General features: G+C 55.8%; 28 protein-coding genes and 1 pseudogene. 4 read left to right on the top strand and 25 right to left on the bottom strand.

From position 1 onward, the window contains the following. Positions 1-24: 24 nt before the first annotated feature. The 8 genes and pseudogenes from rpoS to ftsB all read right to left on the bottom strand — a co-directional run bounded on the left by rpoS (position 25) and on the right by ftsB (position 6,482). Positions 25-1,019: pseudogene (gene rpoS, locus FA91_RS20555) on the bottom strand (RNA polymerase sigma factor RpoS). Between the two features lie 50 nt (positions 1,020-1,069). Beyond that, on the bottom strand, positions 1,070-2,188 hold the full coding sequence (nlpD, locus tag FA91_RS13895; protein WP_034916576.1) for a murein hydrolase activator NlpD: 1,119 nt from the start codon (positions 2,186-2,188) through the stop codon (positions 1,070-1,072). A 143-nt stretch (positions 2,189-2,331) separates the two neighbouring features. Beyond that, a complete protein-coding gene (locus FA91_RS13900) occupies positions 2,332-2,958 on the bottom strand; it encodes a protein-L-isoaspartate(D-aspartate) O-methyltransferase (RefSeq protein ID WP_034916577.1) in 627 nt (208 codons plus the stop codon). Further along, positions 2,952-3,713 (bottom strand): 5'/3'-nucleotidase SurE, encoded by a 762-nt coding sequence (gene surE / locus FA91_RS13905; protein WP_034916579.1) that lies wholly within the window; start codon positions 3,711-3,713, stop codon positions 2,952-2,954. Before surE ends, FA91_RS13900 begins: the two co-directional genes overlap by 7 nt. A 239-nt stretch (positions 3,714-3,952) precedes the next feature. Further along, the gene (truD, locus tag FA91_RS13910; RefSeq protein ID WP_034916581.1) at positions 3,953-5,002 is read right to left on the bottom strand and encodes a tRNA pseudouridine(13) synthase TruD; all 1,050 of its coding nucleotides are present in this window, start codon (positions 5,000-5,002) and stop codon (positions 3,953-3,955) included. Continuing rightward, on the bottom strand, positions 5,002-5,481 hold the full coding sequence (gene ispF, locus FA91_RS13915) for a 2-C-methyl-D-erythritol 2,4-cyclodiphosphate synthase (RefSeq protein ID WP_034916582.1): 480 nt from the start codon (positions 5,479-5,481) through the stop codon (positions 5,002-5,004). Before ispF ends, truD begins: the two co-directional genes overlap by 1 nt. Then, entirely contained in the window at positions 5,481-6,179 is a 699-nt protein-coding gene (gene ispD, locus FA91_RS13920; protein WP_034916583.1) for a 2-C-methyl-D-erythritol 4-phosphate cytidylyltransferase, read from the bottom strand. Before ispD ends, ispF begins: the two co-directional genes overlap by 1 nt. A 3-nt stretch (positions 6,180-6,182) precedes the next feature. Next, positions 6,183-6,482 carry a cell division protein FtsB gene (ftsB, locus tag FA91_RS20790; RefSeq protein WP_034916585.1) on the bottom strand — a complete coding sequence of 100 codons (300 nt, stop codon included), beginning with the start codon at positions 6,480-6,482 and terminating at the stop codon, positions 6,183-6,185. A gap of 195 nt (positions 6,483-6,677) precedes the next feature. On the opposite strand from ftsB, the gene FA91_RS13930 reads away from it, so the two are divergent. The 3 genes from FA91_RS13930 to FA91_RS13940 are packed head-to-tail and all read left to right on the top strand — an operon-like array spanning position 6,678 to position 8,960. Beyond that, positions 6,678-7,439, top strand: a complete 762-nt coding sequence (locus tag FA91_RS13930; protein ID WP_034916587.1) for a basic amino acid ABC transporter substrate-binding protein — start codon at positions 6,678-6,680, stop codon at positions 7,437-7,439. 47 nt (positions 7,440-7,486) lie between these two features. Continuing rightward, positions 7,487-8,251: an amino acid ABC transporter permease gene (locus tag FA91_RS13935; protein WP_034916588.1), complete on the top strand. Its 765-nt coding sequence runs from the start codon at positions 7,487-7,489 to the stop codon at positions 8,249-8,251. After that, a complete protein-coding gene (locus FA91_RS13940; RefSeq protein WP_034916590.1) occupies positions 8,238-8,960 on the top strand; it encodes an amino acid ABC transporter ATP-binding protein in 723 nt (240 codons plus the stop codon). Before FA91_RS13935 ends, FA91_RS13940 begins: the two co-directional genes overlap by 14 nt. 4 nt (positions 8,961-8,964) lie before the next feature. On the opposite strand, the gene FA91_RS13945 is transcribed toward FA91_RS13940, so the two are convergent. The 9 genes from FA91_RS13945 to cysJ all read right to left on the bottom strand — a co-directional run bounded on the left by FA91_RS13945 (position 8,965) and on the right by cysJ (position 19,328). Beyond that, on the bottom strand, positions 8,965-9,282 hold the full coding sequence (locus tag FA91_RS13945; RefSeq protein ID WP_034916592.1) for a DUF3561 family protein: 318 nt from the start codon (positions 9,280-9,282) through the stop codon (positions 8,965-8,967). A gap of 52 nt (positions 9,283-9,334) precedes the next feature. Continuing rightward, positions 9,335-9,943, bottom strand: coding sequence for an adenylyl-sulfate kinase (cysC, locus tag FA91_RS13950; protein WP_034916594.1), 609 nt, complete (start codon positions 9,941-9,943; stop codon positions 9,335-9,337). Position 9,944: 1 nt separating this feature from the next. Continuing rightward, positions 9,945-11,372 carry a sulfate adenylyltransferase subunit CysN gene (gene cysN, locus FA91_RS13955; protein WP_034916595.1) on the bottom strand — a complete coding sequence of 476 codons (1,428 nt, stop codon included), beginning with the start codon at positions 11,370-11,372 and terminating at the stop codon, positions 9,945-9,947. Positions 11,373-11,381: 9 nt separating this feature from the next. Then, positions 11,382-12,290 (bottom strand): sulfate adenylyltransferase subunit CysD, encoded by a 909-nt coding sequence (gene cysD / locus FA91_RS13960; RefSeq protein ID WP_034916597.1) that lies wholly within the window; start codon positions 12,288-12,290, stop codon positions 11,382-11,384. 9 nt (positions 12,291-12,299) lie between these two features. After that, a complete protein-coding gene (gene cysG / locus FA91_RS13965; RefSeq protein ID WP_034916599.1) occupies positions 12,300-13,706 on the bottom strand; it encodes a siroheme synthase CysG in 1,407 nt (468 codons plus the stop codon). A gap of 236 nt (positions 13,707-13,942) precedes the next feature. Further along, entirely contained in the window at positions 13,943-14,908 is a 966-nt protein-coding gene (locus FA91_RS13970; RefSeq protein WP_034916600.1) for a UV damage endonuclease UvsE, read from the bottom strand. Between the two features lie 158 nt (positions 14,909-15,066). Further along, positions 15,067-15,798: a phosphoadenosine phosphosulfate reductase gene (gene cysH / locus FA91_RS13975; protein ID WP_034916602.1), complete on the bottom strand. Its 732-nt coding sequence runs from the start codon at positions 15,796-15,798 to the stop codon at positions 15,067-15,069. A 12-nt stretch (positions 15,799-15,810) separates the two neighbouring features. Beyond that, positions 15,811-17,523 (bottom strand): assimilatory sulfite reductase (NADPH) hemoprotein subunit, encoded by a 1,713-nt coding sequence (gene cysI / locus FA91_RS13980; protein WP_034916604.1) that lies wholly within the window; start codon positions 17,521-17,523, stop codon positions 15,811-15,813. Continuing rightward, the gene (gene cysJ, locus FA91_RS13985; protein WP_034916606.1) at positions 17,523-19,328 is read right to left on the bottom strand and encodes an NADPH-dependent assimilatory sulfite reductase flavoprotein subunit; all 1,806 of its coding nucleotides are present in this window, start codon (positions 19,326-19,328) and stop codon (positions 17,523-17,525) included. The genes cysI and cysJ overlap by 1 nt, the downstream gene beginning before the upstream one ends. A 301-nt stretch (positions 19,329-19,629) precedes the next feature. On the opposite strand from cysJ, the gene queD reads away from it, so the two are divergent. Continuing rightward, entirely contained in the window at positions 19,630-19,989 is a 360-nt protein-coding gene (gene queD, locus FA91_RS13990; RefSeq protein ID WP_034916607.1) for a 6-carboxytetrahydropterin synthase QueD, read from the top strand. A gap of 30 nt (positions 19,990-20,019) precedes the next feature. On the opposite strand, the gene FA91_RS13995 is transcribed toward queD, so the two are convergent. The 8 genes from FA91_RS13995 to FA91_RS14030 all read right to left on the bottom strand — a co-directional run bounded on the left by FA91_RS13995 (position 20,020) and on the right by FA91_RS14030 (position 26,957). After that, positions 20,020-21,660, bottom strand: a complete 1,641-nt coding sequence (locus tag FA91_RS13995) for a TadE/TadG family type IV pilus assembly protein (protein WP_156103086.1) — start codon at positions 21,658-21,660, stop codon at positions 20,020-20,022. Next, positions 21,651-21,947 (bottom strand): hypothetical protein, encoded by a 297-nt coding sequence (locus FA91_RS20115; protein WP_156103087.1) that lies wholly within the window; start codon positions 21,945-21,947, stop codon positions 21,651-21,653. Before FA91_RS20115 ends, FA91_RS13995 begins: the two co-directional genes overlap by 10 nt. A gap of 89 nt (positions 21,948-22,036) precedes the next feature. Beyond that, positions 22,037-22,603, bottom strand: a complete 567-nt coding sequence (gene tadF, locus FA91_RS14005) for a tight adherence pilus pseudopilin TadF (RefSeq protein ID WP_034916611.1) — start codon at positions 22,601-22,603, stop codon at positions 22,037-22,039. Further along, positions 22,590-23,120: a TadE/TadG family type IV pilus assembly protein gene (locus tag FA91_RS14010; protein WP_034916613.1), complete on the bottom strand. Its 531-nt coding sequence runs from the start codon at positions 23,118-23,120 to the stop codon at positions 22,590-22,592. The genes tadF and FA91_RS14010 overlap by 14 nt, the downstream gene beginning before the upstream one ends. Before the next feature lie 26 nt (positions 23,121-23,146). After that, positions 23,147-23,902, bottom strand: coding sequence for a tetratricopeptide repeat protein (locus FA91_RS14015; protein WP_034916615.1), 756 nt, complete (start codon positions 23,900-23,902; stop codon positions 23,147-23,149). After that, positions 23,895-24,740, bottom strand: coding sequence for a type II secretion system F family protein (locus FA91_RS14020; RefSeq protein ID WP_051937179.1), 846 nt, complete (start codon positions 24,738-24,740; stop codon positions 23,895-23,897). The genes FA91_RS14015 and FA91_RS14020 overlap by 8 nt, the downstream gene beginning before the upstream one ends. 3 nt (positions 24,741-24,743) lie before the next feature. Next, positions 24,744-25,676, bottom strand: a complete 933-nt coding sequence (locus FA91_RS20120) for a type II secretion system F family protein (RefSeq protein WP_051937181.1) — start codon at positions 25,674-25,676, stop codon at positions 24,744-24,746. Between the two features lie 3 nt (positions 25,677-25,679). Continuing rightward, complete coding sequence (locus FA91_RS14030; protein WP_034916617.1) at positions 25,680-26,957, bottom strand: CpaF family protein; 1,278 nt, start codon at positions 26,955-26,957, stop codon at positions 25,680-25,682. Positions 26,958-26,959: the final 2 nt, after the last annotated feature.

Raw genomic sequence — 26,959 nt, forward strand, 5'->3', positions numbered from 1 at the left:
GCCACCGCTCTTCACATTACCTGATTATTCACGGAACAACGCTTCGATGCTCAATCCCTGACCCTGCAAAATTTCCCGCAGGCGGCGCAGACCTTCAACCTGGATCTGACGAACGCGTTCGCGGGTCAGACCGATTTCACGGCCAACGTCTTCCAGGGTTGCGGCTTCATAGCCCAGCAAACCGAAACGACGCGCCAGCACTTCACGCTGTTTGGCGTTCAGTTCGAACAGCCATTTAACGATGCTTTGTTTCATGTCATCGTCCTGCGTGGTGTCTTCCGGGCCGTTGTCTTTTTCGTCGGCCAGGATGTCCAGCAGCGCTTTTTCAGAATCCCCGCCCAGCGGCGTGTCAACTGAGGTAATGCGCTCGTTGAGGCGCAGCATACGGCTGACATCATCAACAGGCTTATCAAGCTGTTCGGCAATCTCTTCCGCACTTGGCTCGTGATCAAGCTTATGGGCAAGCTCACGCGCGGTACGCAGGTATACGTTCAGCTCTTTAACGATGTGAATCGGCAGGCGGATTGTGCGGGTGTTTGATTCATGATCGCCCGTTCAATCGTCTGACGAATCCACCAGGTGGCGTAGGTAGAGAAACGGAACCCTCTTTCCGGGTCAAACTTTTCTACCGCGCGGATCAGGCCGAGGTTACCTTCTTCAATCAGATCCAGCAGCGCCAGACCACGATTGCTGTAACGACGGGCAATCTTCACCACCAGACGTAAATTACTTTCAATCATACGACGACGCGATGGCACATCACCACGAAGCGCACGACGGGCGAAGAAAACTTCTTCTTCAGCCGTTAAGAGAGGAGAATATCCGATTTCTCCCAGATAAAGCTGCGTCGCATCAAGCACGCGCTGCGTGGCGCCCTGTGAAAGCAGCTCTTCTTCAGCTAATTCAGAGTCAGCAGGTTCGTTTCCGACAAGAGCTTTCTCATCAAAAATCTCAGCTCCGTTTTCATCCAATTCCGCGTCGTCATTTAAATCATTAACTTTCAGCGTATTCTGGTTCATAAGCGGCTCCTACCCGTGATCCCAAGGCAGAACGGCTTCGTTCTGCCAGTTTATCGCTGCGGTAAATAACGCAACGGGTTGACGGATTTCCCCTTGTAACGAATTTCAAAATGCAGTCGTACCGAACTGGTGCCGGTACTGCCCATGGTCGCAATCTTCTGGCCCGCTTTAACTTCTTGTTGCTCGCGAACCAGCATTGTATCGTTGTGAGCATAGGCACTCAGATAGTCATCATTATGTTTAATGATAATCAAATTACCGTAGCCGCGAAGCGCATTGCCTGCGTAAACAACACGCCCTGAGGCGGTCGAAACAATGGCCTGACCTCGCGATCCCGCGATATCGACGCCTTTATTGCCCCCTTCAGAGGCAGAGAAGTTGTCGATAATCTTACCGTCTGTCGGCCAACGCCATGTGCCCACCGGAGTGGAGCTGTTCGTTGTACTGCTAACGGTTGGGGCGGTAACCGGCGCTGTCGTCGTTGCGACAGTTTGTGTACCGGATGATGGCAACATTTTGCCTTCACTTGGTTTACCCGAATCCTCAGAATACGTAATAACTGGCTGATGTGCAACCGTTCCTCCAGCAACCTGTGTAGAGGTCGGCGGGGTCGGTACGCCGCCTGCCGTGGCGTCAGCGGCGGTGATGGCATTACCGCCGGTAATGGTGCCACCGGAGCCGTTACTAACCTGCAACTGCTGGCCCACATTGAGACCATAGGGGGCGGCCACGTTATTGCGCTGTGCTAAATCGCGAAAATCATTGCCGGTAATCCAGGCAATATAGAACAGCGTATCGCCTCGCTTGACCGTATACGTCTGACCGCTGTAGCTACCTTTAGGAATATTCCCATACGAGCGGTTGTAAACAATGCGTCCATTTTGGGTAGCAACGTTGCTTTCCGGTGTGGAATTCGTCATGACAGGCGCGCTGACCGGTGCCTGAACAGGCGCATTGGTCGAAATAGAAGCAGGACGATTAATCAACCCGCCGCCGCCCTCGCTACCGGCGGTACTCGCGCCAGCGGTGCTCATGTCTTCACCGCTGCGGCTGCCAACGGAACTGATCGGTGCCTGTGTGTTATCGCTTGAACAGCCTGTCAGGCAAAAGCCCACAAGCGAAACGGCCGCAATCCGGCGTAGTGTAAAAATTGGGCTTCCCGTGCTCATTCAAATCCCCCGTTACGGCAAAACTGTGACGGCTTCACGGCCTTGCCGGACGCCTGTTTACATAAAAGTTAAATTTTTGAGATAGTAACAACTTCGCCGTCCGCCTGCTATTCACAGATGTATGCAATTGCGTACGCAGGCGATCAGGCCAGATCGCCCTTGACCAACGGCACAAAACGCACGGCTTCGATAGTATTGACGGTAAAATCACCACCGCGGCGGCGAATGCGCTTCAGCTGCTGCTGCTCTTCGCCGACCGGCAAAACCAGAATTCCGCCGTCACTGAGCTGCGATATCAGCTCAATGGGGATCTCAGGGGGCGCCGCCGTAACGATAATCGCCTCAAAGGGGCCGCGCGACGGCCATCCCTGCCAGCCGTCGCCGTGGCGCGTGGAAACGTTGTGCAGATCCAACTGCTTCAGCCGACGTTTGGCCTGCCATTGCAGCCCTTTAATACGCTCAACAGAATAGACGTGTTCAACAAGGTGGGCCAGTATGGCAGTCTGATAACCTGAACCGGTGCCAATCTCCAGCACGCGCGATTCAGGCGTCAGCTCCAGCAGCGAGGTCATTTTGGCTACCATATAAGGCTGCGAAATGGTCTGACCGGAACCGATAGGCAGGGCGGTATTTTCCCAGGCCTTATGCTCAAAGGCTTCGTCGACGAATCGCTCGCGCGGCACCTCTTCGATGGCTTTCAGCAGCCGTTCGTCGTCAATTCCCTGCTGGCGGAGCTGGGCCAGCAGCGTATCAATGCGTCTGCTCACCATTCGAGGCTGACTCCGGCCGTTTCTAACCAGTCCGCCACCACGTCCTGCGCGCCGTGCGCGGTCAAATCCACATGCAGAGCGGTAACGGACACATAGCCTTCGTCAACGGCGGCAAAATCGGTATCCGGGCCGGCGTCAAACTTTTCACCCGGCGGCCCAATCCAGTAGAGCGTATTGCCGCGCGGATCCTGCTGTGGAATGACCTGGTCGCTGGGATGGCGGCTACCGCAGCGGGTCACGCGGATGCCTTTGATCTCAGACAGCGGCAGATCCGGTACGTTGATATTCAGGATACGACCGGTGCGCAACGGTTCTTTAAGCAGCGCGCGCAGAACAGAGCAGGTCACGGCGGCGGCGGTGTCATAGTGCAGATGTCCGTCGAGTGAAACCGCCAGCGCGGGCAGGCCAAGATGGCGGCCTTCCATCGCCGCGGCGACCGTGCCGGAGTAGATCACGTCATCGCCGAGGTTTGGCCCTGCATTAATGCCTGAAACCACAATATCCGGCTTCGGGCGCATCAACGCGTTGACGCCCAGGTAGACGCAGTCGGTCGGCGTGCCCATCTGCACAGCGATATCGCCGTTGGGGTAATGGAAGGTGCGAAGCGGCGTTTCCAGCGTCAGTGAATTAGAGGCGCCGCTGCGATTGCGATCCGGCGCAACAACCTGCACCTCTGCGAATTCCCGCAGTGCCGTCGCCAGCGCCTGAATGCCCGGCGCCTGAATACCGTCATCATTACTCAGCAATATGCGCATTTGCAGCTTAACCCTTTGATATTATCAGACCTGAAGCGGAAGCTCTGAACTTCATATCCGCTCAGGGTTCTGCCGGTCCTGGCGATCTGTTTCTCTGTGTTTGACTGAAGCATTCTAGCCGCAAGGCGCGGCCAGTGGTAGGGGCAAATGTTTAAACGATGCAGAGCGCCCTGACGACAACCTGCGGTGAGTTTACTCACCCTGCCTGCGGGGAGCGCCGCGAACGGCAGGCATAAAGGCTATTCGGCAATATCGATATTATCGCCCTGATCGGTAAGGACTTCACGCACCAGGCTGGTGGCAAAGCTGCCGGCGGGTAGCCAGAAACTCAGTTCGACGGTCGCCTCGTCCTGCCAGTGCCAGCGCAGGTCGCGCGGAACGACCAACTGTGCCCGGCGGGCGGCATCCACGCGCTCGCGCTCAAGCAGGGCGATCAGCGACGCTTCCGCGTTAAGGCTCTGCTGCTCAAACGCCAGTGCGGCGGACTGCGTGCCCCACGCGCCGCTGCCCGGTAGCGGCGCCGTGACCCGCAGCTCGCCGTTATCAACGCGTGACTGGAGCGTTTCCAGCTCCGCTTCATCCGCAACAAACCAGCTACCGCGCCCGGCGAGCTGTAGCGCATCGCCTGCCATCACCCTGCTCAGCGAGCCGTGCAGCGCCAGTCGGTCGCTCACGATCTGGTTAAACAACGCGCTGCGCGCCGCCGAGAGCAGGAAGCTGCGTTTATTGCGCTCACGGACGCGGATCTCATCTGCTGCCCAGCGGCGAGCCAGCGTCAGGTTGTTGCCCGCATGGCCGAAACGCTGTTCGCCGAAGTAGTTCGGCACGCCGCACGTGGCGATTTGCGTCAGACGCTGCGTAACGGTTTCGCGATCGGAAACGGCTCTTAACACCAGCCTGAAGGCATTGCCCTGCAAGGCGCCGGTGCGCAGTTTGCGGCGATGGCGCGCGCTCTCCAGTACCTCGCAGCCTTCAATATTAAAGGCTGAGAAATCCGGCGTCTCTTTGCCCGGAATGCGCAGGCAGAACCACTGTTCGGTGACGGCATGGCGATCTTTCATGCCGGCGAAACTGACGTCGCGCGGCGGGATACCGGCGAATTTCGCCAGCGCCTCGGCCACGAAGCGGGTATTGCAGCCGGTCTTGCGCAGGCGCACCAGCACCTGCTCCCCGTCGCCGTCCGGCCGGTAGCCGAGATCTTCAATGACCACAAAATCTTCCGGACTGGCCTTAACCACGCCGGTTGCCGCTGGCCGACCGTGCAGCCAGCTCAGCTCCTCTGCCCCCATCAGTCCGCCGCCCTGATCAACAGCGCCACCGCCTCGCAGGCAATGCCCTCGCCGCGTCCGGTAAAGCCCAGTTTTTCGGTAGTGGTGGCCTTAACGTTCACTTCATCCATATGGATACCCAGATCTTCTGCAATATGGATGCGCATCTGCGGAACGTGCGGCAGCATTTTCGGTGCCTGCGCGATGAGGGTGACGTCGACGTTGCCCACGCGGTAGCCTTTTTTTGCAATCTGACGCCAGGCCTCACGCAGCAGCTCACGGCTGTCGGCGCCTTTCCAGGCGGCGTCGGTGTCCGGGAACAGTTTGCCGATATCGCCAAGCGCGGCGGCGCCAAGCAGGGCGTCGGTCAGCGCATGGAGCGCCACGTCGCCGTCGGAATGCGCCAGCAGCCCTTTTTCATAAGGAATGCGTACGCCGCCGATGATGAGCGGGCCTTCGCCGCCAAATGCATGTACGTCAAAACCGTGTCCGATACGCATTACGCGCTCTCCTTATTATGTAATTGAGTCAGGTAGAAGGCGGCCAGCGCCAAATCTTCCGGCCGCGTTACCTTGATATTGTCGCTGCGGCCAGCGATCAGTTCGGGATGATAGCCGCAGTGCTCCAGCGCCGAGGCCTCATCGGTGATGGTCGCGCCTTCGTTCAGCGCCCGCTCAAGGCAGGCGCGCAGCAGGTCGGTGGGGAAAAACTGCGGCGTCAGCGCATGCCAGAGATCGTTACGATCCACGGTGTGGGCAATGCGATTTTTTCCCGGTTCGCCGCGCTTCATGGTGTCGCGAACCGGCGCGGCGAGGAGGCCGCCAACCCGGCTGGTGCGGGCAAGGGAGAGCAGTCGCGAGAGATCGTCGAGGTGCAGACAGGGCCTTGCCGCATCGTGTACCAGCACCCAGGACGAAGCGGTAACCGCCTGCAATCCGGCCAGCACTGAATCCGCACGCTCTGAACCGCCGGTGACGCGGGTCACGCGCGGATCGCGGGCCACCGGCAACGCGGAGAAATAAGGATCGCCCGCGCTGACGGCCACTACCACGCGGCCGATTGACGGATGCGCCAGCAGCCCCGCAATAGCGTGCTCAAGAAGGGTTTTATCGCCAATGGTGAGATACTGCTTAGGACGTTCCGCTTGCATGCGGCTGCCGATGCCGGCAGCGGGCACAATGGCTGTAATGCTGTTCATGGCTTATCGTTGCTGAGCACTGCGGCGGTTCTGATCCGGCACAAGCCGATAGAACGTTTCGCCGGGTTTGATCATTCCCAGCTCGTTACGTGCGCGCTCCTCAATTGCTTCAGAACCGCCGTTAAGATCGTCGATTTCTGCAAACAGCTGATCGTTTCGCGCTTTGAGTTTCGCATTATTGCCCTGTTGCACCGCAACATCTTCATTAACACGTGTGTAGTCGTGTATGCCGTTCTTGCCCAGCCAGAGCGAATATTGCAGCCAGCCGAGTAAGACAAGTAACAGCAGCGTAAGTTTTCCCATCCCCGCCCCCTGAAAAACGGCTCAATCATCCCATAACTTTCCGCCGGACTCCACCAGGCAAATGAAATTAAGCCAACAGTCCGCTAACACCTGCATCACTACGGCAAACAAAACTTGCCAGCCATCGCCGCAAAATGTATTTTTATGCACTTAAAATGCATAAATTTGAGTACCATTTCACTGCCAGGAGAAATCATGTTAAGAAAAATCGCTTTTATCGGCGTGGCGCTGTCGCTGTTTGTCGGCAGCGTGCAGGCTGAAACTTACGTCGTCGGTTCCGGCGGCACCTATCGCCCCTTTGAATACGAAAACAGTCAAAAACAGCTTGAAGGTTTTGATATCGACATCATCAAGGCCGTCGCCAAAGCAGAGAATTTTGACATCAGGCTGGTTAACACGCCGTGGGAAGGCATTTTCGCCACGTTAAATTCCGGCGATCGCGATATTATTATTTCCGGCATCACCATTACCGACAAACGTCAAAAAATGGTCGATTTCTCCGCGCCCTACTTCCCGGCCGAGCAGTCCATCGTTGTGCCTGCCAGCTCAACGATCAATTCCCTGGCCGCACTGAAAACGCATAAGGTCGGCGTGGTGAACTCCAGCACCGGCGATATCGTAGTTTCCGACGTGCTGGGAAAAAACAGCACCGATATCAAACGGTTCGACAACACGCCGCTGATGCTTCAGGAGCTGTATGAAGACGGCATCTCGGCGGCGGTCGGCGACGTTGGCGTCGTGAAATACTACATAAAAACCCATCCGGAGAAGAAGTTCACGCTGGTGCCTGATGCGAAGTTCGAACGTCAGTATTTCGGCATCGCCGTCGCAAAAGGCAACGATGCGCTGCGCGATAAGATCAACGCCGGTCTGAAGAAAATCATCGCCGACGGCACCTACGCAAAAATCTACAGCACCTGGTTCGATAACAACGTCCCCACGCTGCCCGCCCAATAAGTTACCCGACGCCATGTCACGTGGCGTCCACCTCACAGGATTGCTGTATGTCAGGATTTCGTTGGGAAATCATTCAGGAATATTTGCCGCTGTTTATCGACGGCGCGATCATGACTTTAAAATGCACCCTGATTTGCGTGATAACCGGTACGCTCTGGGGGCTGACGCTGGGACTGGGCCGTCTGGCGCAGGCGCCGCATGGCCCGTGGAAGCAGGTTTTACGTTATGCGGTGCAGCTTCCGGTTCGCATCTATATCAGCGCCTTTCGCGGTACGCCGCTGTTTGTGCAGATTATGGTGGTGCACTTCGCGCTAATCCCGCTGTTTATTAACCCGCGCGATGGCGTGCTGGTCAGCGGTGGGCTGATGTCCGCTGAGTTCGCGCGCGCGCTGCGATCCGATTACGGTGCTTTTCTCTCCTGCATTGTGGCGATCACCCTGAACGCTGGCGCTTACGTATCAGAAATATTCCGCGCCGGCATTCAGTCTATCGACAGCGGTCAGATGGAGGCGTCGCGCTCGCTGGGGATGACCTGGGGACGCACCATGCGCAAAGTTATCCTGCCGCAGGCGTTTCGCCGCATGCTGCCGCCGCTGGGCAACAATGCGATTGCCATTGTGAAAGACTCGTCGCTTGCTTCCGCCATCGGGCTGGCCGATCTGGCCTATGCAGCGCGTACCGTGTCCGGCGCTTACGCCACCTATTGGGAACCCTACCTGGTGATTTCGCTGGTGTACTGGGTATTTACCTTCCTGCTGTCGCTGCTGGTTCAATTACTGGAAAAGAGGTTTGGCAAAAGTGATTCACGTTGAAAATTTACAGAAAAACTTTGGCGATACCCACGTCCTGCGCGGCATCAGCTGCGATATACAGCCGCAGGAGGTGGTGTGCGTCATCGGCCCGTCCGGTTCCGGAAAAAGTACGTTTCTGCGCTGCCTGAACGGGCTGGAGAGCATTGACGGCGGCCACGCGGAAGTTAACGGCTTCGCGCTGGCGGATCCAAAAACCAATATCAACAGGCTGCGCGAATCGGTCGGCATGGTGTTTCAGCGCTTTAATCTGTTTCCGCACATGACGGTGATGCAAAACCTGATGATGGCGCCGATGGACGTGCTGAAGCTTTCACGCCGTCAGGCCCAGGCGCGCGCAACGGCGCTGCTTGAGAAGGTTGGCCTGAGCGACAAGCTCAACGCCTGGCCGAACAGCCTCTCCGGTGGTCAGCAGCAGCGTGTTGCTATCGCCCGTGCGCTGGCGATGGAGCCGAAGATCATGCTGTTTGACGAACCGACCTCGGCACTCGATCCTGAGCTGGTCGGCGAAGTGCTGGCGGTAATGAAAACGCTGGCCCAAGAAGGCATGACCATGGTTATCGTCACCCATGAAATGGCCTTCGCGCGCGAGGTCAGCGATCGGGTGATGTTTATTGATCAGGGGATCATTCAGGAGATGGGTTCGCCGGAGCAGCTTTTTACCGCGCCGCAAAACCCACGGACGGCGGCATTTTTAAGCAAAGTGCTGTAACCGCTTACCAGCCGCTCAGGAATGAAAACAGCAGCCAGAACAGGCAGATCACCATCGCCAGCGTCACGACGAGGGTCAGCAACAGGTGGCTGCGCAGCACAACGCTGGTGCCGATGCCAATCAGTACCGACACCGGCAGCAGTGCCAGAAACAGCGGCCAGGTATAGAGGAAGAAAAAAAGCGTGTTGGCGCCGTAAAGCACAAACGGGATCGCCAGCGCGAACCAGTACGAGGCGAAACCCACCACGCCTCCGGGGAATGACCAGGAGGGCTCCCGATCGCGATCGTCTTTACGGGCCAGCATCGGCGTCACGTTTTGCATAGGTGTCCTGTTGGCTTACGGCCCCGCATCTTCGACGGTTCGCCGTGGAGTCTCAGGCTTTGATGATATCGCGCTCGCGCAGCAGATCTAACACTTGAACCAGCAATTTTGTTACCAATTGTTCGCCATCCAGATGAATCTCCGCCCGTTCAGGCGCTTCATAGACGGCGTCAATGCCGGTGAAATTGCGCAGTTCGCCCGCCCTGGCTTTTTTATACAGCCCTTTTGGGTCTCGCGCTTCGCAAACGGCCAGCGGCGTATCAACAAAAACTTCGATAAACCCGCCTTCGCCCTGCATATCGCGCACCATCTGCCGCTCCGTGCGATGCGGCGAGATAAAGGCGCTGAGCACCACCAGTCCCGCGTCCACCATCAGCTTTGCGACTTCACCCACGCGGCGAATATTTTCTTTGCGATCGTCATCGCTGAAGCCCAGGTCGCGACAGAGACCATGGCGGACGTTGTCACCGTCCAGCAGATAGGTGCTGATGCCAAGATCGTGCAGCGCCTTCTCCAGCGCGCCCGCTACCGTGGATTTACCTGAGCCGGAAAGCCCGGTAAACCACAGCACCACGCCGCGATGGCCGTGCTGCTGTTCGCGCTCCGCACGCGTTACCGCGTGCGAATGCCAGATAACGTTTTCATCATGCTCAGCGGCCATATTATTTACCGCCCAGCAGATCGCGTGCGCCCCAGTGTGGGAAGTGCCGACGAACCAGCGCATTCAGCTCCAGTTCAAACGCGCTGAAATCGCCGCGTACCTGAACGCTCGCTTCCTGCGGTTCGCGGATCAGTCCGGCGCCGACGGTCACGTTGCTCAGGCGATCGATGAAAATCATGCCGCCGGTCACCGGGTTCTGCTGATAACTGTCCAGCACCACCGGCTCGTCGAAGGTGACATCGACCAGGCCGATACCGTTAAGCGGCAGGCTTTCCACGCTGTGCTGCGTCAGATTATTGATTTCAACCTGATGGCGCACCGCCTCGACGCGCGCTCGCGTTTTCTTACCGGCAATTTTCACGTCGAAGCTCTGGCCCGGCGACAGCGGCTGTTCGGCCATCCACACCACGTCAACGCTGGCCGCCTGCACGGGTTTCAGATCCGCGTCTGCCTCCACCAGCAAATCGCCGCGGCTGATATCAATTTCATCTTTCAGCACCAGAGTAATGGCTTCGCCCGCCTGCGCCTGCTGAAGATCGCCGTCGAAGGTGACGATGCGCGCCACCGACGACTCCACGCCGGACGGCAGCACCTTGACGCGCTGACCGACCGCTATCGCGCCCGACGCCAGCGTCCCGGCGTACCCACGGAAATCCAGGTTCGGACGGTTCACGTACTGCACCGGAAAACGCATCGGCTGCTGTTCAACAATGCGCTGCACCTCGACGGTTTCCAGCACGTCCAGCAGCGTCGGGCCGCTGTACCAGGCCATGGTTGCGCTCGGCGTCGCCACGTTTTCGCCTTCCAGCGCCGACAGCGGCACGAAGCGGATATCCAGATCGCCCGGCAGCTGTTCGGCAAAATCCAGGTAATCCTGTTTGATCTGCTCAAAGGTGTCCTGCGCGTAATCCACCAGATCCATTTTATTCACTGCGACAATCAGATGCTTAATACCGAGCAGCGTGGAGATAAAGCTGTGTCGCCGGGTCTGATCCAGCACGCCTTTGCGCGCGTCAATCAGCAGGATCGCCAGATCGCAGGTCGAGGCGCCGGTCGCCATGTTGCGGGTGTACTGCTCGTGCCCCGGCGTATCGGCAATGATAAATTTACGTTTCTCGGTGGAGAAGTAGCGGTAGGCCACGTCAATAGTGATGCCCTGCTCGCGCTCCGCCTGGAGGCCATCCACCAGCAGCGCCAAATCCAGCTTGTCGCCCTGGGTACCGTGACGTTTACTGTCGTTATGCAGCGAAGAGAGCTGATCTTCGTAGATCTGACGGGTGTCGTGCAGCAGACGCCCAATCAACGTACTTTTACCGTCATCGACGCTGCCGCAGGTCAGGAAGCGCAGCAGGCTTTTGTGCTGTTGGGCATGCAGCCAGGCTTCCACGCCGCCCTGGTCGGCAATTTGTTGTGCAATTGCGTTATTCATAACGGCTCCTCAGAAATAGCCCTGGCGTTTCTTCAGCTCCATCGAGCCTGACTGATCGCGGTCGATAACCCGCCCCTGACGCTCGCTGGTGGTCGATACCAGCATCTCTTCGATGATTTCCGGCAGCGTCTGCGCTTCCGACTCCACCGCGCCGGTCAGCGGCCAGCAGCCCAGCGTGCGAAACCGCACCTTGCGCTGCTTAATCACTTCACCAGGCTGGAGGTTGATGCGATCGTCATCAATCATCATCAGCATGCCGTCGCGCTCCAGCACCGGCCGTTCGGCGGCCAGATAGAGCGGCACGATCTCGATGTTTTCCAGGAAAATGTACTGCCAGATATCCAGCTCGGTCCAGTTGGAGAGCGGAAAGACGCGAATGCTCTCGCCTTTGTTGATCTGGCCGTTGTAGTTATGCCACAGCTCCGGGCGCTGGTTTTTGGGATCCCAGCGGTGGAAGCGGTCGCGGAAGGAGTAAATACGCTCCTTGGCGCGGGACTTCTCTTCATCCCGACGCGCGCCGCCAAACGCGGCATCAAAGCCGTACTTGTTCAGCGCCTGCTTTAACCCTTCAGTCTTCATGATGTCGGTGTGCTTCGCACTGCCGTGGACAAACGGGTTGATCCCCATCGCCACGCCTTCCGGGTTGCGGTGAACCAGCAGTTCGGCGCCGATTGCTTTTACCGTGCGGTCGCGGAAGTCATACATTTCGCGAAATTTCCAGCCGGTGTCGACGTGCAGCAGCGGAAACGGCAGCGTGCCAGGATAGAAGGCTTTGCGCGCCAGATGCAGCATCACGGAGGAGTCTTTGCCGATAGAGTACATCATTACCGGATTGCCAAACTCCGCCGCCACTTCACGGATGATATGGATACTTTCCGCTTCCAGTTGACGCAGGTGGGTGAGTCGTTGTTGATCCATTATCTTTCCTCAAGCCAAATTCACCACGGCGGAGTCCCGCCGTGCAGCATGTTGAAACCACGCCAGTTGCTGATGCAGATTGACCACTTCGCCAATCACCAGAAGCGCGGGCGTTGGCGCGCGATGCGCGAGTTCTTCGAGTTTTGCCAGCGTGCCGGTCAGCACCTGCTGGTCAGGGCGCGTACCGCGCCCAATCACGGCCACCGGCGTCGCCGCGTCGCGGCCATGACGGATAAGCTGTGCGGCGATCTCCGCCGCTTTAACCGTGCCCATATAAACCACCAGCGTCTGCCGCGCGCGGGCCAGCGACGGCCAGTCCATCCCGTCGCCATCGGCACGGCAGTGACCGGTGATAAACAGGGCGCTTTGCGCATGGTCGCGATGCGTCAGCGGAATGCCCGCGTAGGCGGTAGCGCCCGCCGCCGCCGTGATGCCGGGCACCACCTGAAAAGGAATGCCCGCCTCTACAGCGGCCTGAAGCTCTTCGCCGCCGCGACCGAAAATAAAGGGATCGCCGCCCTTAAGACGCACCACCCGCTTGCCCTTTTTCGCCAGTTCAACCAACAGGCGATTAGTCTCTTCCTGCGGAACGCTGTGCGCGCTGGCGCGTTTGCCCACGCAGATGCGGTCGGCGTCGCGACGAACCAAATCCAGTACCTCGTCACTGACCAGATGATCATAAAGCACTACGTCCGCCTGCTGCATCACCTGAAGGCCGCGAAGCGTCAACAGGCCCGGATCGCCCGGCCCTGCGCCAACCAGAATGATTTCACCCTGATTTTCTTGCGTATCGTTTAACTGCCTGTCGAGCGTCTGTTTCGCGCCCTCCAGATTGCCGGAAGCCACCTGGCTGGCGAACAGGCCACTGAAGGCGGCTTCCCAGAAACGGCGGCGATCCGACATTTTGCGATAGCGCAGCTTCACTTTGTCACGCCATGCCCCGGCGATCCCGGCCATCTGCCCCAGACTGGCCGGCAGCAGCGCCTCCAGTTTTTCGCGCAGCAAACGCGCCAGTACCGGCGCTGTTCCGCTGGAAGAGATGGCTACCACCAACGGCGAGCGATCGACGATAGAAGGAAAAATAAAGGAGCACCTGGGCTGATCGTCAACCACGTTGGCCAGCAGGTGACGATGCTGCGCGTCGTCGAAAACACGGGCGTTCAGTTCGCCGTCGTCAGTGGCGGCAATCACCAGCAGCACCCCATCGAGCTGCCCGCGTTGATATGCGGTGGCAATCCATTCGACTTCGCCGTTTTGCTCCAGGGCCGACAGCTCCTCACACAGCGCCCGCGCGGCAATCTGCACCCGTGCGCCAGCGCGGCGCAGCAGGACGATTTTGCGCGCGGCTATATCACCACCGCCCACCACCAGCACCGGTTTGTTTCGGATATCCGCAAAGATTGGGAGATAGTCCACGTCAGCCTTGTCGTAATAACAAATAGTTAACGCGACTATACGACTGCGCGCTGAGCCTTATGAAATTACTAATTGGAATGAGTAGTTACCGAATGGAATAACGTACCGGCAAAGCTAACAACAAAATGTGCTTAACGGATGATATTTCGGGAGTTTACCTGGCAACCGGCGTGACGAGCCCGCAACGGGCGGCGGCACCAGCGCCGAAAATATTTTCTGCCGGTGCCACATGAGGGTTACGCCGACTGGTTGGACATGGCATAGCGATACAGTGCATCTCGCGCGAGATTTTTCATTTTTACCTCGCACATGATGTCAAAGCCTGTAAAAGAGAGCGCCCAGTCGTTCAGCGTCGGGTTGAAGTAAAAGTCAGAATGCGCCCGCAGCTTGCTTTTCGGCACGCCCAGCATGGTTTGATCCGGGAAACCCGCGTCAGGAATGATCCCCTCCTGAGAAATGGAGTAGTGCAGCACCGGCGTTACGCCGCGCCACGAGTCTTTGATCTGCTGAAGACGCGGATCGTCGGGCCGAATAAATTCATTCTCTTTCACCCAATGGTGGTGAATATCCGGCACAACCGCACAGAGCGTGCCAGCCTGCAAAACATCGTCCAGCGAGCAGGAGATCTCATCGTTTTCTACCGTCAGCATTCGTCTCGCTTCCGGACTGAGCATGCCGAAGGCCTTTTTGAATCCGGCAAAACCCGCCTTCCCGTTCATATGGATATTGATTTTGAAATCCTGGAAAGATTTGCCGTATCCCATCAGCGTGGCGCAGGTGGTGTGGTATTCCACATCAATAATGGCCCGATCCACTACCGCCGGATTATCTGACGCCAGCACTGAATACTGCCCCGGATGAAAAGAGAGCCGGATAGCGTTGGCCCTGGCGAATTCACCGCATTCTGCAAACAGCGGATGGAGTTCCGCTAAAAACGCTTTATACAGCGGCATGGCTTCTGGCACGGTATAGAGCGGCAGCAGATCGCTGCCGATGCGCATCATGCGCAGCGCGGGCGGCAGGCGTGACAGCGCAATAAACGTCTGATAAAGGTTGTTCAGATTGGCAGTGGAAAGCGCATAAATCAGCTTCACCCTCTCTTCGTTATTCAGACTCAGAAATCGCGTGCGGGTGGTGGCTTTAAAGGGAAAAGGCTGTCTGAATTCCGAATCCAGAAACTTACAGGCGAAGCCTAATTTCATGTGTCCTCCGAATGAATGCTTCCCGCAAGTGTAGCAGTTCCCTTTCGTCTGCGGACAGCGCCTCGCGCATTGCCTGCCCGGCAGAAAACAAGACTGATTCGGCTAAAAATGTCCAAAAAAAAGCGGCATCGCTGCCGCTTTTCCCATTTTGATTTGCGCTATTCGTGCAGGCCGCACTCGCGCTTGAGTCCGAAGAAACGCGTCTCCTCTTCGGCCATACCCGGCTCCCATTTGCGGGTCGTATGGGTGTCGCCCACTGACAGATAGCCCTGATCCCACAGAGGATGGTAACCGAGGTCATTGTCCTTCAGGTACTGATAGACCTGACGGTTGTCCCAGTCGATAATCGGCAGGATCTTGAACACGCCGCGCTGAATAGCCAGCACCGGCAGGCTGGCGCGGCTCCCGGACTGCTCGCGGCGTAAACCCGCGAACCAGCTCTGCACGTTCAGCTCTTTCAATGCGCGGTTCATCGGCTCAACTTTGTTGATGTCGTTGTAGCGCTCAATGCCTTCCACACCCTGCTCCCACAGCTTGCCGTAGCGCGCCTCCTGCCAGGCAGGACTCTGCACCGCGCGGTATACCTTCAGGTTGAGATCGAGTTTCCCGGTAAGGTGATCGATAAACTGATAGGTTTCAGGAAACAGGTAGCCCGTGTCGGTGAGGATCACCGGGATGCCCGGCTTCGCCTGGTTCACCAGATGCAGGCTGACCGCGGCCTGGATACCAAAACTGGAGGAGAGCGCTGCCTCGCCGGGAAGATTTTCCAACGCCCACAGCACGCGCTCCTGCGCCGACAGCCTTTCCAGTTTTGCGTTGATTTCCGCCAGCGCCATGATGCGTTCAACTTTAGGCAGGTCGTTCAGAGCAGAGAGATCGAGTACAGACATATCACGCCTCCGTTATTCCCAAAAATCGCGGGCCGGGTCAAGCACCGGTTTGATAATGCCGGCGCGAATAGTGAAGTCGCCGAAGCCTTCATCTGCCTCACGCTCTTTCGCCCAGCGGCCCGTCAGTTCATCAAGGGTAGACAAAATTTCGTCTTCGGTGATGTTCTCCCGGTACATGCGTGGAATACGCGTACCGATGCGGTTGCCGCCGAGATGCAGGTTGTAACGCCCCGGAGCCTTGCCCACCAGGCCTATCTCGGCCAGCAGCGCTCGTCCGCAGCCGTTCGGACAGCCAGTGACGCGCAGCACGATGTGCTCATCACCGACGCCGTTGCGGGTCATGATCTCCTCAACGCGCGTAACAAACTGCGGCAGGAAACGTTCGGCTTCCGCCATCGCCAATGGGCAGGTGGGAAATGACACGCAGGCCATTGAGTTCTCGCGCTGCACGGTGACGCTTTCCATCAGGCCATGCTCGCGCGCCAGCGCCTCAATGGCCGGTTTTTCGGCTTCGGGCACGCCCGCCACGATCAGGTTCTGATTGGCAGTAAGGCGGAAATCGCCCTGATGCACTTTCGCAATTTCGGCGATGCCGGTTTTCAGCGGGCGGCCCGGATAGTCAAGCAGACGGCCATTTTCAATAAACAGCGTCAGATGCCATTTATTATCAATGCCTTTCACCCAGCCGATACGGTCGCCGCGCGTGGTAAATTCATAAGGGCGAATCGGCTCAAAGGTCAGACCGGCGCGGCGTTCCACTTCCGCTTTAAAGGTTTCCACGCCCACCCGTTCCAGGGTGTATTTGGTTTTGGCGTTTTTACGATCGGTACGATTACCCCAGTCGCGCTGCGTGGTGACCACCGCCTCCGCCACGGCCAGCGTTTTATCCAGCGGCAGATAGCCAAACTCGCTGGCGGTGCGTGCATAGGTGGCTTTGTTGCCGTGATCGATAGACAGCCCGCCGCCGACCAGCAGGTTAAAGCCAACTAATTTGCCGTTTTCGGCAATGGCAACAAAATTGAGATCGTTAGCATGCAGATCGACATCGTTATGCGGCGGCACCACCACGGTGGTTTTGAATTTACGCGGCAGATAGGTTTCACCGAGGATCGGTTCTTTATCAGTGGTCGCGACTTTTTCTTTATCCAGCCAGATCTCCGCATAGGCGCGGGTCTGCGGCAGCAGGTGCTCGGAGAGTTTTTTCGCCCACTCGTACGCCTCCTGATGCAGTTCAGACTCTACCGGATTGGACGAACACAGCACGTTACGGTTTACGTCGTTGGCGGTCGCCAGCGAATCAAGCCCCACTTCATTCAGCATCTGATGCGCAGGCTTCACGTTTCCTTTCAGAATGCCGTGAAACTGAAAGGTCTGGCGATTGGTCAGGCGAATACTGCCGTAAATCGTGTTGTCGGCGGCGAACTTATCGATGCCGAGCCACTGTTTCGGCGTGATGATGCCGCCAGGCAAGCGGCAGCGTAGCATCATCGCATGGCGCGGCTCCAGCTTCTGCTCGGCGCGCTCGGCGCGAATATCGCGGTCGTCCTGCTGATACATGCCGTGAAAACGGATCAGCAGAAAGTTGTCGCCGGTAAAGCCGCCGGTCAGGCCGTCCTGCAAATCGTCAGCAATGGTGCCGCGCAGAAAGTTACTCTCTTTCTTCAGGCGTTCGGCGTCGGTAAGTTTGCCTTCAACCACCAGCGGTCCAGGATGTTTTTCAGTCATTAGTACACGTCTCGCTGATAACGGCGCTCAATGCGCAGCTCACTTAAAAATTCGTCGGCGGTGTCAAGATCCATGCCGCCGTGCCCGGCCACGATCTCAAGCAGCGCCTGCTCAACATCTTTAGCCATTCGGTTTGCATCGCCGCAGACATAAATATGCGCACCCTGTTCAATCCAGCGCCATACCTCTTCACCCCGCTCGCGCAGCTTATCCTGCACGTAGACCTTGTGCTGCTGATCGCGTGACCAGGCCAGATCGATGTTGGTCAGCAGGCCATCTTTCACATAGCGCTGCCACTCAACCTGGTAGAGGAAATCTTCCGTAAAGTGCGGATTGCCGAAGAACAGCCAGTTCTTACCGGATGCGCCGTCGTTGTCGCGCTGCTGCATAAAGGCGCGGAACGGCGCGATGCCGGTGCCCGGCCCGATCATAATTACCGGCGCATCAGGATTTTCCGGCAGGCGGAAATTATCGTTGTGCTCAATGAAAATGCGCACTTCGCCGTCTTCTTCAAGCCGATCGGCAAGGTAACCGGAAGCGCCGCCCGCACGCTGGCGTCCGTCAATTTCATAGCGCACCACGCTGACGGTAATGTGCACTTCGCTTTCGCTTTCCGCCTGCGAAGAGGCGATGGAGTAGAGACGCGGCGTCAGCGGACGCAGCAGCGCGATCAGCTGTTCCGCATTGAGCTCAACCGGCGCCTGCCGCACCATATCCACGATCGGCGTGGTTTGCGCATAGTGCTGCAACGTCGCCTTTTCACCGATCAGCGACAGCAGCGTCTCATCGCGGCACAGCTTACCGTACGCTTCAACGATCTGCGGCGTGTTGACCGTCAACTCAAAGCGCTGTTGCAGCGCAGCGGCGAGCGGCAGCGTCTGGCCGTTAACCTCAACGCTCTCGTCGCCCTTCAGCCACAGCAGTTCAAGCAGTTCGGCCACCAGTGCAGGATCGTTTTCATACCAGACGCCCAGCGCGTCGCCGGGCTGATAGCGCAGGCCGGACTCGCCGAGGTCGATTTCAATATGGCGGACGTCTTTGTCAGAGTTGCGGCCGGTAATTTTCTGGTTCAGCGCGAAGCTGGCGGTGAGCGGCTCCTCTTTGGTGTAAGGGCTGCTGAAGACTTCGTTCACGCTTCCGGCCGCAGTTACCGCCGCCTGCACCGGTGTCTCGGCAGGCACGCGCGCTTTAAGGATGTCGGTTATCTGTTTGCGCCAGTGTTCGGCGTCGGCGGCATATTCCACGTCGGCGTCCACGCGATCGAGCAGGCGTTCGCCGCCCAGCTCGCCCAGCCTGCCGTCAAAGTCTTTACCGGCCTTGCTGAAGAATTCGTAGGAGGTGTCGCCCAGGCCAAAGACCGCAAACGCCGTGCCGTCCAGCTTCGGCGCTTTTTTCGACAGCAGAAACTTATGCAGCGCAACGGCTTCTTCCGGCGGATCGCCCTCGCCCTGCGTTGAGGCCACCACGATCAGCAGCTTTTCCTGTGCAATCTGCTTGAACTTGTAGTCTCCGGCATTCACCAGGTTGACGTTCAGCTTCGCCGCCAGCAGGTCATCGCGTAGCTGTTCAGCCAGACGGCGCGCGTTACCGGTCTGGGAAGCCGAGAGCACGGTAATCGTGGAGCTTGCCGCCGGGGCGGGCGCGCTTGCCTGGGCGGTGCCGGGGTGCTGATTAACCACGCCCCAAAAGTAGCCGGAAAGCCAGGCCAGTTGGGTGGTTGAAAAATCGCCGGTCGCCGCCTGTAACCGCGCGAGCTGCTCCGGGCTGAGCGGAAGCAGTGAGCCTGAAGGTGCCTGAGTTGTCATTATGTCGGAAGTTCCATTATCGGGCCGGGCCGTAAAAACAGCATGTTGAGCACAGGGTAACGACAACGATAATAACCATTAAATAAGGGTTGGTAATAATAAATAACTAAAATGACTTAACGATTTTATGGGTAATATCTAGTGGCAAAAACGGTTAATTAATTTGCTTCCTTTCAACAGGTTATAAAAAACGAGAGTTCGAAAATCGCCTGAAAGCGCCCTTAGCGGAGAAAACCGTGTGTGCGAAACGATTTTCCTGTAAACTTCGCCGGTTTTTTTGTGATGAAGTTGAGACTGTTTTATGGCCACCACGCTGTTTAAAGATTTCCAGTTCGAAGCGGCTCACCATCTGCCGAACGTCCCTGCTGGCCACAAGTGCGGCCGCCTGCACGGTCATTCATTTCTGGTGCGGCTTGAGATTACCGGCGAAGTGGATGCGCACACCGGCTGGATTATGGATTTTGCCGAACTGAAAGCGGCATTCAGGCCGATTTACGACCAGCTGGATCACTACTATCTGAATGAGATCCCAGGGCTTGAAAACCCCACCAGCGAAGTGCTGGCGAAGTGGATTTGGGATCGGATGAAACCTGCACTGCCGCTGCTCAGCGCGGTGATGGTGAAAGAGACCTGCACGGCAGGCTGCGTCTATAAAGGCTAAACCAGCACGGTCGCTCTGGCGACCACGCTGTCAGCTCGCAAAGTGCCCCGTTTCATCTGAAATAATACTTCTCAGGATATCGATCAGCGCCTTTTCTGACGTTGCCGTCGTGGCGCGCTCTTTCCCCACGCACTGCCTTCCCCATATCGCCACATTTTCTCCGCTAAAACTGGTGGAAATGTAATACATATCAACCGTAGTATCTTTTGTTTGCGCGCGTGCGATCAGCCCTTCTTTAATTTTCCCACAAACGTTCTTCTCCTTCAGTAACTCCTGAGTGACGCCATCCCAGCCGCCATGCTGCCCGTCATGCAGAAGAATAAACACTTTCCGTCTGTTTTTACCTTTTGCCATCACCGGCACCGAGCGGAGCAGGCCGCTGGAAATTTGCGCTTTGCCCGCCTGCGTCATCGTCTGCAAGCTTTCAAGGCGCTGCAAATCATTGGTTAACTCAATCATCCACGATTTTGGCTGCGCATGGGCCATATCGCCTGAGTTCATACTCCAGCCGCCGCTTTGACACATATTGTCAAAGGTACGGTAATAATAACGAAGTGGCGTCCAGGGCAGAGGCAGATTAATTATCGCCTCCTCGGTAAACATCTTTTCAAGCATTGCGTCAAGGTCGGCTGATGCCTGATGCATAATCGTCATAAGGGCATTGTGCCGGGACCACGCATGAAACGCTTTTTGATACTCCTCTTTAATAATTTTCGATGAATCTTCAGAAAAAATATCGCTGTAAGGTTCGTCGGCTGTTTTACAGGAATGATGATACTGGCCTACCGTTCTGCCGCTTTCGCTATTAGCTTTACACCAACGCTGCTGCATTTGCGTTTCCGCTATAACCGGCGTGGCCGTTCTGACAATCTCGTTATAATACTGATAGCGATAACGGTCCATTTCATACATTCTGGCATTCCAGTCAGAGCTGGTGATCAGGTTTTTATCAGCCCAGAATGCATAATTAATGGCGTATTCAGGGGTTGGGACAAACAAAATTGAGCAGGCAATTTTGCGGCCGCCCCGCTCATTGGTTTCATTCAACAACACCGGCACGCCAACGCTGAAGGGAATATAGGCTATTCTGGAGTCGGGATTATTATCAATAACCTCATGGCTGATTTGCTTTACCACACGTTTCAGCCCATCCATTTGCAAGCCGCTTTGTTTGTCAGAAAAGTCCATGACAAACACATAATCCGTCGCGATTGAACTGAATTTTCTGATTTTCAGTTCACTGATACCCAACGTCACCTCCCGATTTAAACCGGGAATAGCGCGAAACAGCAAAGGAACATTGACCCGCACCGCGAAATGGTAATTCAGCGAGTTCAAATCATACTCATTTTCCGCATCTGTACTCGTTACTATGTTTATTTCTGGCTTACCGATCATCGCCGGTATGTAATAGCGCAGATAGTTATCAATCAGCGCGTTGGTTTCCTGACTCTCCCCGGCCGTCATTTCCGTTTTCCCGGCGGCGGCCACGCCCATCGACGCTTCCGCCATCGCAGTGGAAAGGCGGGCGCGCTGCGACATCGCGTTGGAACCGTCAATACCTAACGACAGCATGCCGAGCAGCACCGGCAGTAAAACCGCAAACGCGGGTGCCAGTGCGCCCGTTGTGCCGCAAATAACCTTGCGCAAGCGCCGTTTGATCATAAACACGATCTTATCTCCCTGGCCGAAGCCATTTTTATATAAACCGTTTTTTTCCCCTTCAGACAAAAAAGCGAGGGCGTCTCCGCCGGGCGATACTTTTCCGCCCAGATCCCCTGCCGGTCTTTTATATATCCGGCCGGCCCTGACAGGCTTTCCCCCTGGGGATTAATGTCGATAATGGTTACGCTTAATCTGCGCTGAAGCTGCTGACTGAAATAGAGCTGGTGCTGGATCTCCCGCACCAGCTTATTATCTTCCGGCTGAGTAGAGTTGACAAAAACAACAATGCTCACCGGTATTGCCGCCTGCGCCCGGATAATAGATAACGCGCCAAGCAGTATAAGAACAGAACTGAGTGGGTAACCCATAACGATCCTTGTCGTTAACGACGAATAACAATGCTTGCAGCGTTAATGTCGTCAGGGAGCAGAGTAAGCGTTTGCAGACTACTTTTTCGGGCCGGTACGCTGAGGGTGAGTTGGTAGAGCGGGATCCAACGCTGCCGGTTACTCCAGACCGACAGGTCGGTTAAATCGGAAAGCAGCGTTGCCGGACGCGTGCTATTGCACTGAGCCATGCCGCTATTATAACGACGATAATCCTCCACCGCTCTCTCTTCGCCAGCCCGAAACGTCATTGATTCCACGCTGAGACAGAAGTTTGCCGCTTCCGGATGGTCAAGAAGCGTTGCCGCGAGGGCTGCCAGCTGATCGACATCTGCCTGAGTAATGATTTCCCGATCGTCATAGAGATGTTTACGTTCGCGTAAAACCGAGGCCAGGGAGTAACTCACGCTTTCTGTACGCCCTCTTTGAGCGATAAAACCGCCATAATCAATGGCGCCGACACAGAGCGATACCAGTACCGTGAATATAAAGGCCGCTTCGGTAAGAATCGATCCGGCGACTGCGTCTGAAAAGTCGCGAACTACCGTTTTAAGATTGATCATCCCTGAAAACCTCCTCTCTTTCGTACTCCTGCACCAATACCAGCCGCCGGGTTAGGGAACTTTTTAATGCGCTGATTAATTTTTCCGAGCCCGCTACCGCGCCGTTAAAAAGCAGTGGTTGATAATCGTATTGAACCTGATAAATAGCCAGGGCCTTACCGGCAGCCTCATTTTTATTACATTCACCATTGACTGCCTGGGCGATTGAGTGACAATACAAAATTGTAACGTGGTAATTGCCTCCATCAATAAACGTTGACCAGAGACGGCTTTGCTCAGCAACGACATGGTGAAAAATGGCCGCATAATCGGCCTTTTTTTGTAATCGCGATGACGTTATTCTGGCCGATTCTGCCAGCGTCAAATCTATTGCGGACGAGACAAACATATAACGGCTGATTTCGAAAATAAAAAAGGTAAAAAATATAAAAACGATAATAACCAGAGAAAACTCTATTGCGGCTATCCCTTTTTTATCACGATAAAAATGCGTTAATCGTTGAAAAAGTAATCTCATTTGTCTTTCTCACTTCAGATGTCGCGCTACAGCGGCGCCATATTACTTTCCACTTCAAACAGTGCGGACACCAGCGTATCGGGATAGCGTGAAAGATTTTCCCGCTTGATGATCTCCTTCGCATAACGCAGATCGCCATCCTTAACCAGCGCAAAAATCAGATTATGGGTGAAATGGTTATCACGATAGCCGCGCAGGTAAACGGGCAGCAGCATCTGTATAGCCTGCGAATAACGACGTTCGGCTATATGCACCAGTGCCATGTTATTCATGACCTTTTCTTCCGGATAGAAAGCATTGCGCGCCTGTTCAAACGCGCTCATGGCCGTTTTCAGCTCTCCTTTATTGGCCAGAATAACGCCGCGCAGATTCAGTGCTTCGGCATTGCCCGGTTCACGCTGAACAGCCATATTGATAAATTTCAGCGCGCTGTCGTAATTTCGCTGCGCGATCAGGTTTTTTCCCTGAAGAAGATAGACACGAGCAGCGGGTGATTTAAGCAGCGACTCTTTTAAATAGTGCAGCGAGGAGTTGTAATTACCGGCCAGATAGTAATATTCCGCCAGGCGGAAGCGGACGTCAGGATCTTCTTTCTTTTTAAGCAGCTCACGATTCGATTCAATAAGCGTTTCGTAATTCTGCGTTTTAAGTAGAATCCGCTCTTTTTCGGCAATTTTCCTCGCCTCTCCACCGCGACTGCCGTCGATGCGATAAGGCGTTTGCGAACAGCCCGTAAGCATTAATACCAGTACGGCGAGAACAGGCAGCACTTTTTTATCCATTTGACAGCACCCTCATAACGCCCGGAACAGCGACAACCACCACCACCGGGAACATAAAAAACAGAATAAGCGGCACGCTCATTTTTGCGCCCAGCTTGCCAATCTTTTCCTCAACGGCGAGGAGCTGAACCTCGCGGATATCACGCGACAGGTTAATCAACTGCTCATAGAGCGATGAGCCGTATTGCAGGCTTTGTTCAAGCGTGGCGCACAACATGCGGTTTTCCTGAGAGGGCAGCTCCAGGTAGAAACGCTTCAGGGCATCGCTCATGCCGCTGACCTCGGTTCTTTTGACCAGACGCTCAAGGAATGGCGTGAAGTCCGGATTGATGCCGGCCATTTTTTCACTGAGGAAACGGAAAGACGCCTCCGGACTCATGCCGCACTGTACGCAGACCGCCAGCAGATCCACCAGCCAGGGAATTTCACTGCTCATTTTTTTCACCCGGCGATGAACAATCATGCCGCGTATTTTGCCCGGCAGAACAATGGCAATGACCATCACGATAACGGCGCTTAATACCAGGCTGGAATCATCCATTTCAAGCGACAGCAGAAAATTAGCAAGACAGATAACCGTAATGCAGACCGCCGTCAGCCCGGCTTTCCAGCTCATATTACTGTCGAGCCTGCGCGCCATGCCGAGCAGAATATTCTTTTTCTCCAGAATCATTTCGGCTTCATGATTATTTTTTAGCTGCTGTATTTTGTTCTCTTTCTTCTCTTCGGCAATAAAATTGATCAGGGCGGAAAGCCGCTTTATTCTTTGTTGCCGATAAAACATGATCGCCAGCAGCGCGACGCTGATGAATATCAACAGAGCCAGAACAATTTTCATTACTCAAATCCCCCTCATCAGGAACTTAAGGATGGCTGCACCGGTCGCGACGCTGCCGAGCAGATAATAAAGAATCGCTTTTCCTTCCTCGTGATAAATGACGTACTCAAAGTCCTGTGGATTGATAAACTTCAATATCAGCAGAAAAATAAATGGGATCGCGCCGGTGATTTTCGACGCCATGCGCATCTCTGAGGTCATCGACAGCATCTTTTTTTCCATTGCCACGCCGGTGGCAATGGAGCGCTGTAGTTTGAGCAACACCTCTTTTAAGCGTCCGCCGCCGCGCACGTTGAGCAGGATGGCCACAATAAAAAAGTAATATTCGCGGTAGGGATAGTTCTGCCAGGAGTCATGAAACACCTGATCGGCATTCTCCCCCATATTCAGCCGTCGGCTGATCACGCCAAACTCATGGGCAAGCTTGCTGTCGCTGATCAGTGCGTAATCCGCCATTGCCTGGAGAAACGTTCGCCCCGATGAGATCGCACCATTGAGCGTGGTCAACGCCTCGGAGAAATTGAGGTTGAACTCTTTACGTCTGCGTTTGCTGAGCATAGCGAAGAACACCGTATAAGCCGTGACGGCGCCCGCCGGGGCCACCCACATAAGCGGTAAGCCGACAAATTTGCTGTTAACCATGACCACCCCGACCGCGCCAGCCGCCGGAATAAGAAGGTTGCGAACAAACACCTTTTTATCTTTGAAATCCAGCACATTAAGCAGCGTATAAAGCCGGTCGGCTATCGTCCGGCGCAGCCTGTCCAGCACCACGTCAGACCGCTCCTGCTGCTGGTGGCTGAGCACCATTTTTAACGATCTGACGCGTCTGCCCTGCCATGAGGTAGCCTTCTGCGTCAGATGACGACGCTGAAAAAGCACAAAAATGCAGAGAAAACCAAAAATGAGGATCAGAACAAAGAGGTTTCTCATCATGGCTCAGCCAAATATCGCTTTAAGATACCCTTCACAACCGTGCTCCACCGCCTTGCGGTAGACGGCCGATCGGCTTGAAAGGCCGGGCGTCACGAACTTACCGGCTATCTTGCCGCCGGATCCGGCGCTGTTATCCAGCTCATAAGTGAAAATATCCTGAAGCACGATGGTTTCCCCTTCCTGGCCCATAATTTCACTGATATGGGTGATTTTTCGTGAGCCGTCATGCAGACGCGATGCCTGCACAATCAGGTTCACCGCCGAACTGATATTGCGGCGGATCGCTTCCATCGGCAGGCTGAGATTCGCCATCATCACCATGTTTTCCATACGTGACAGCGCGTCGCGCGGCGTATTGGCATGCAGCGTGGTCATTGAGCCGTCGTGGCCGGTGTTCATCGCCTGAAGCATTTCAAAGGTTTCGCCGCCGCGACACTCGCCAACGATGATCCTGTCCGGGCGCATACGCAGGGTGTTGATCATCAGCTCGCGCATGCTCACCATGCCGCTGTTTTCCACGCCCGCCATGCGCGTTTCCAGACGCACCACGTGCGGCTGCTGTAGCTTGAGTTCTGCCGCATCTTCCAGCGTGATAATGCGTTCATCGTTGCCGATATGCTGGGAAAGCGCATTAAGCAGCGTGGTTTTACCTGAACCGGTTCCGCCTGAGATAACAATATTTACCTGGCAGCGCGCCGCAACGGAGAGGAAGTTGGCCATCCGCTCATCCATTGAGCCCCATGCCACCAGATCATGAAAGGTGCGCGACACTTTGCTGAACTTACGAATCGAAATTGAGGTGCCGTCCAGTGCGATGGGAGCGATAACCACGTTCAGACGGCTGCCGTCGATCATACGTGCGTCAACCAGAGGCTGGGATTCGTCGATACGTCGCCCGACGCGCGCGACCAGCCGTTTGGCGATTTCAGTGAGCTGATCGTTGTCGATAAAGCGTTTGTTGGTTTTCACCAGCTTGCCGCCGGTTTCCACAAAAATATTGTCCGGCCCGTTAACCAGCACGTCGCTGATGCTGCTGTCTTCCATCAGTTCACGCAGCGGCCCAACGCCAGTAATTTCATCAGCGATAGCCGTTGCGAGTATCTGCATCTCTTCTGACGGCAGATAGCGGTTAGTTTCCAGTCCGACCTGCTGGATGACGCCAGCCACCTCTTTTACCAGCGCGGTACGATCCGTAAGCAGACGATCGATCATATCCAAATCGAGGCGCGGCAACACCGCCGCGCGCATGCCGCGCATTAACTCATCATACTGACTTTTCATCG

Source organism: Erwinia sp. 9145, assembly GCF_000745075.1.
GTDB classification, from domain to species: domain Bacteria; phylum Pseudomonadota; class Gammaproteobacteria; order Enterobacterales; family Enterobacteriaceae; genus Erwinia; species Erwinia oleae.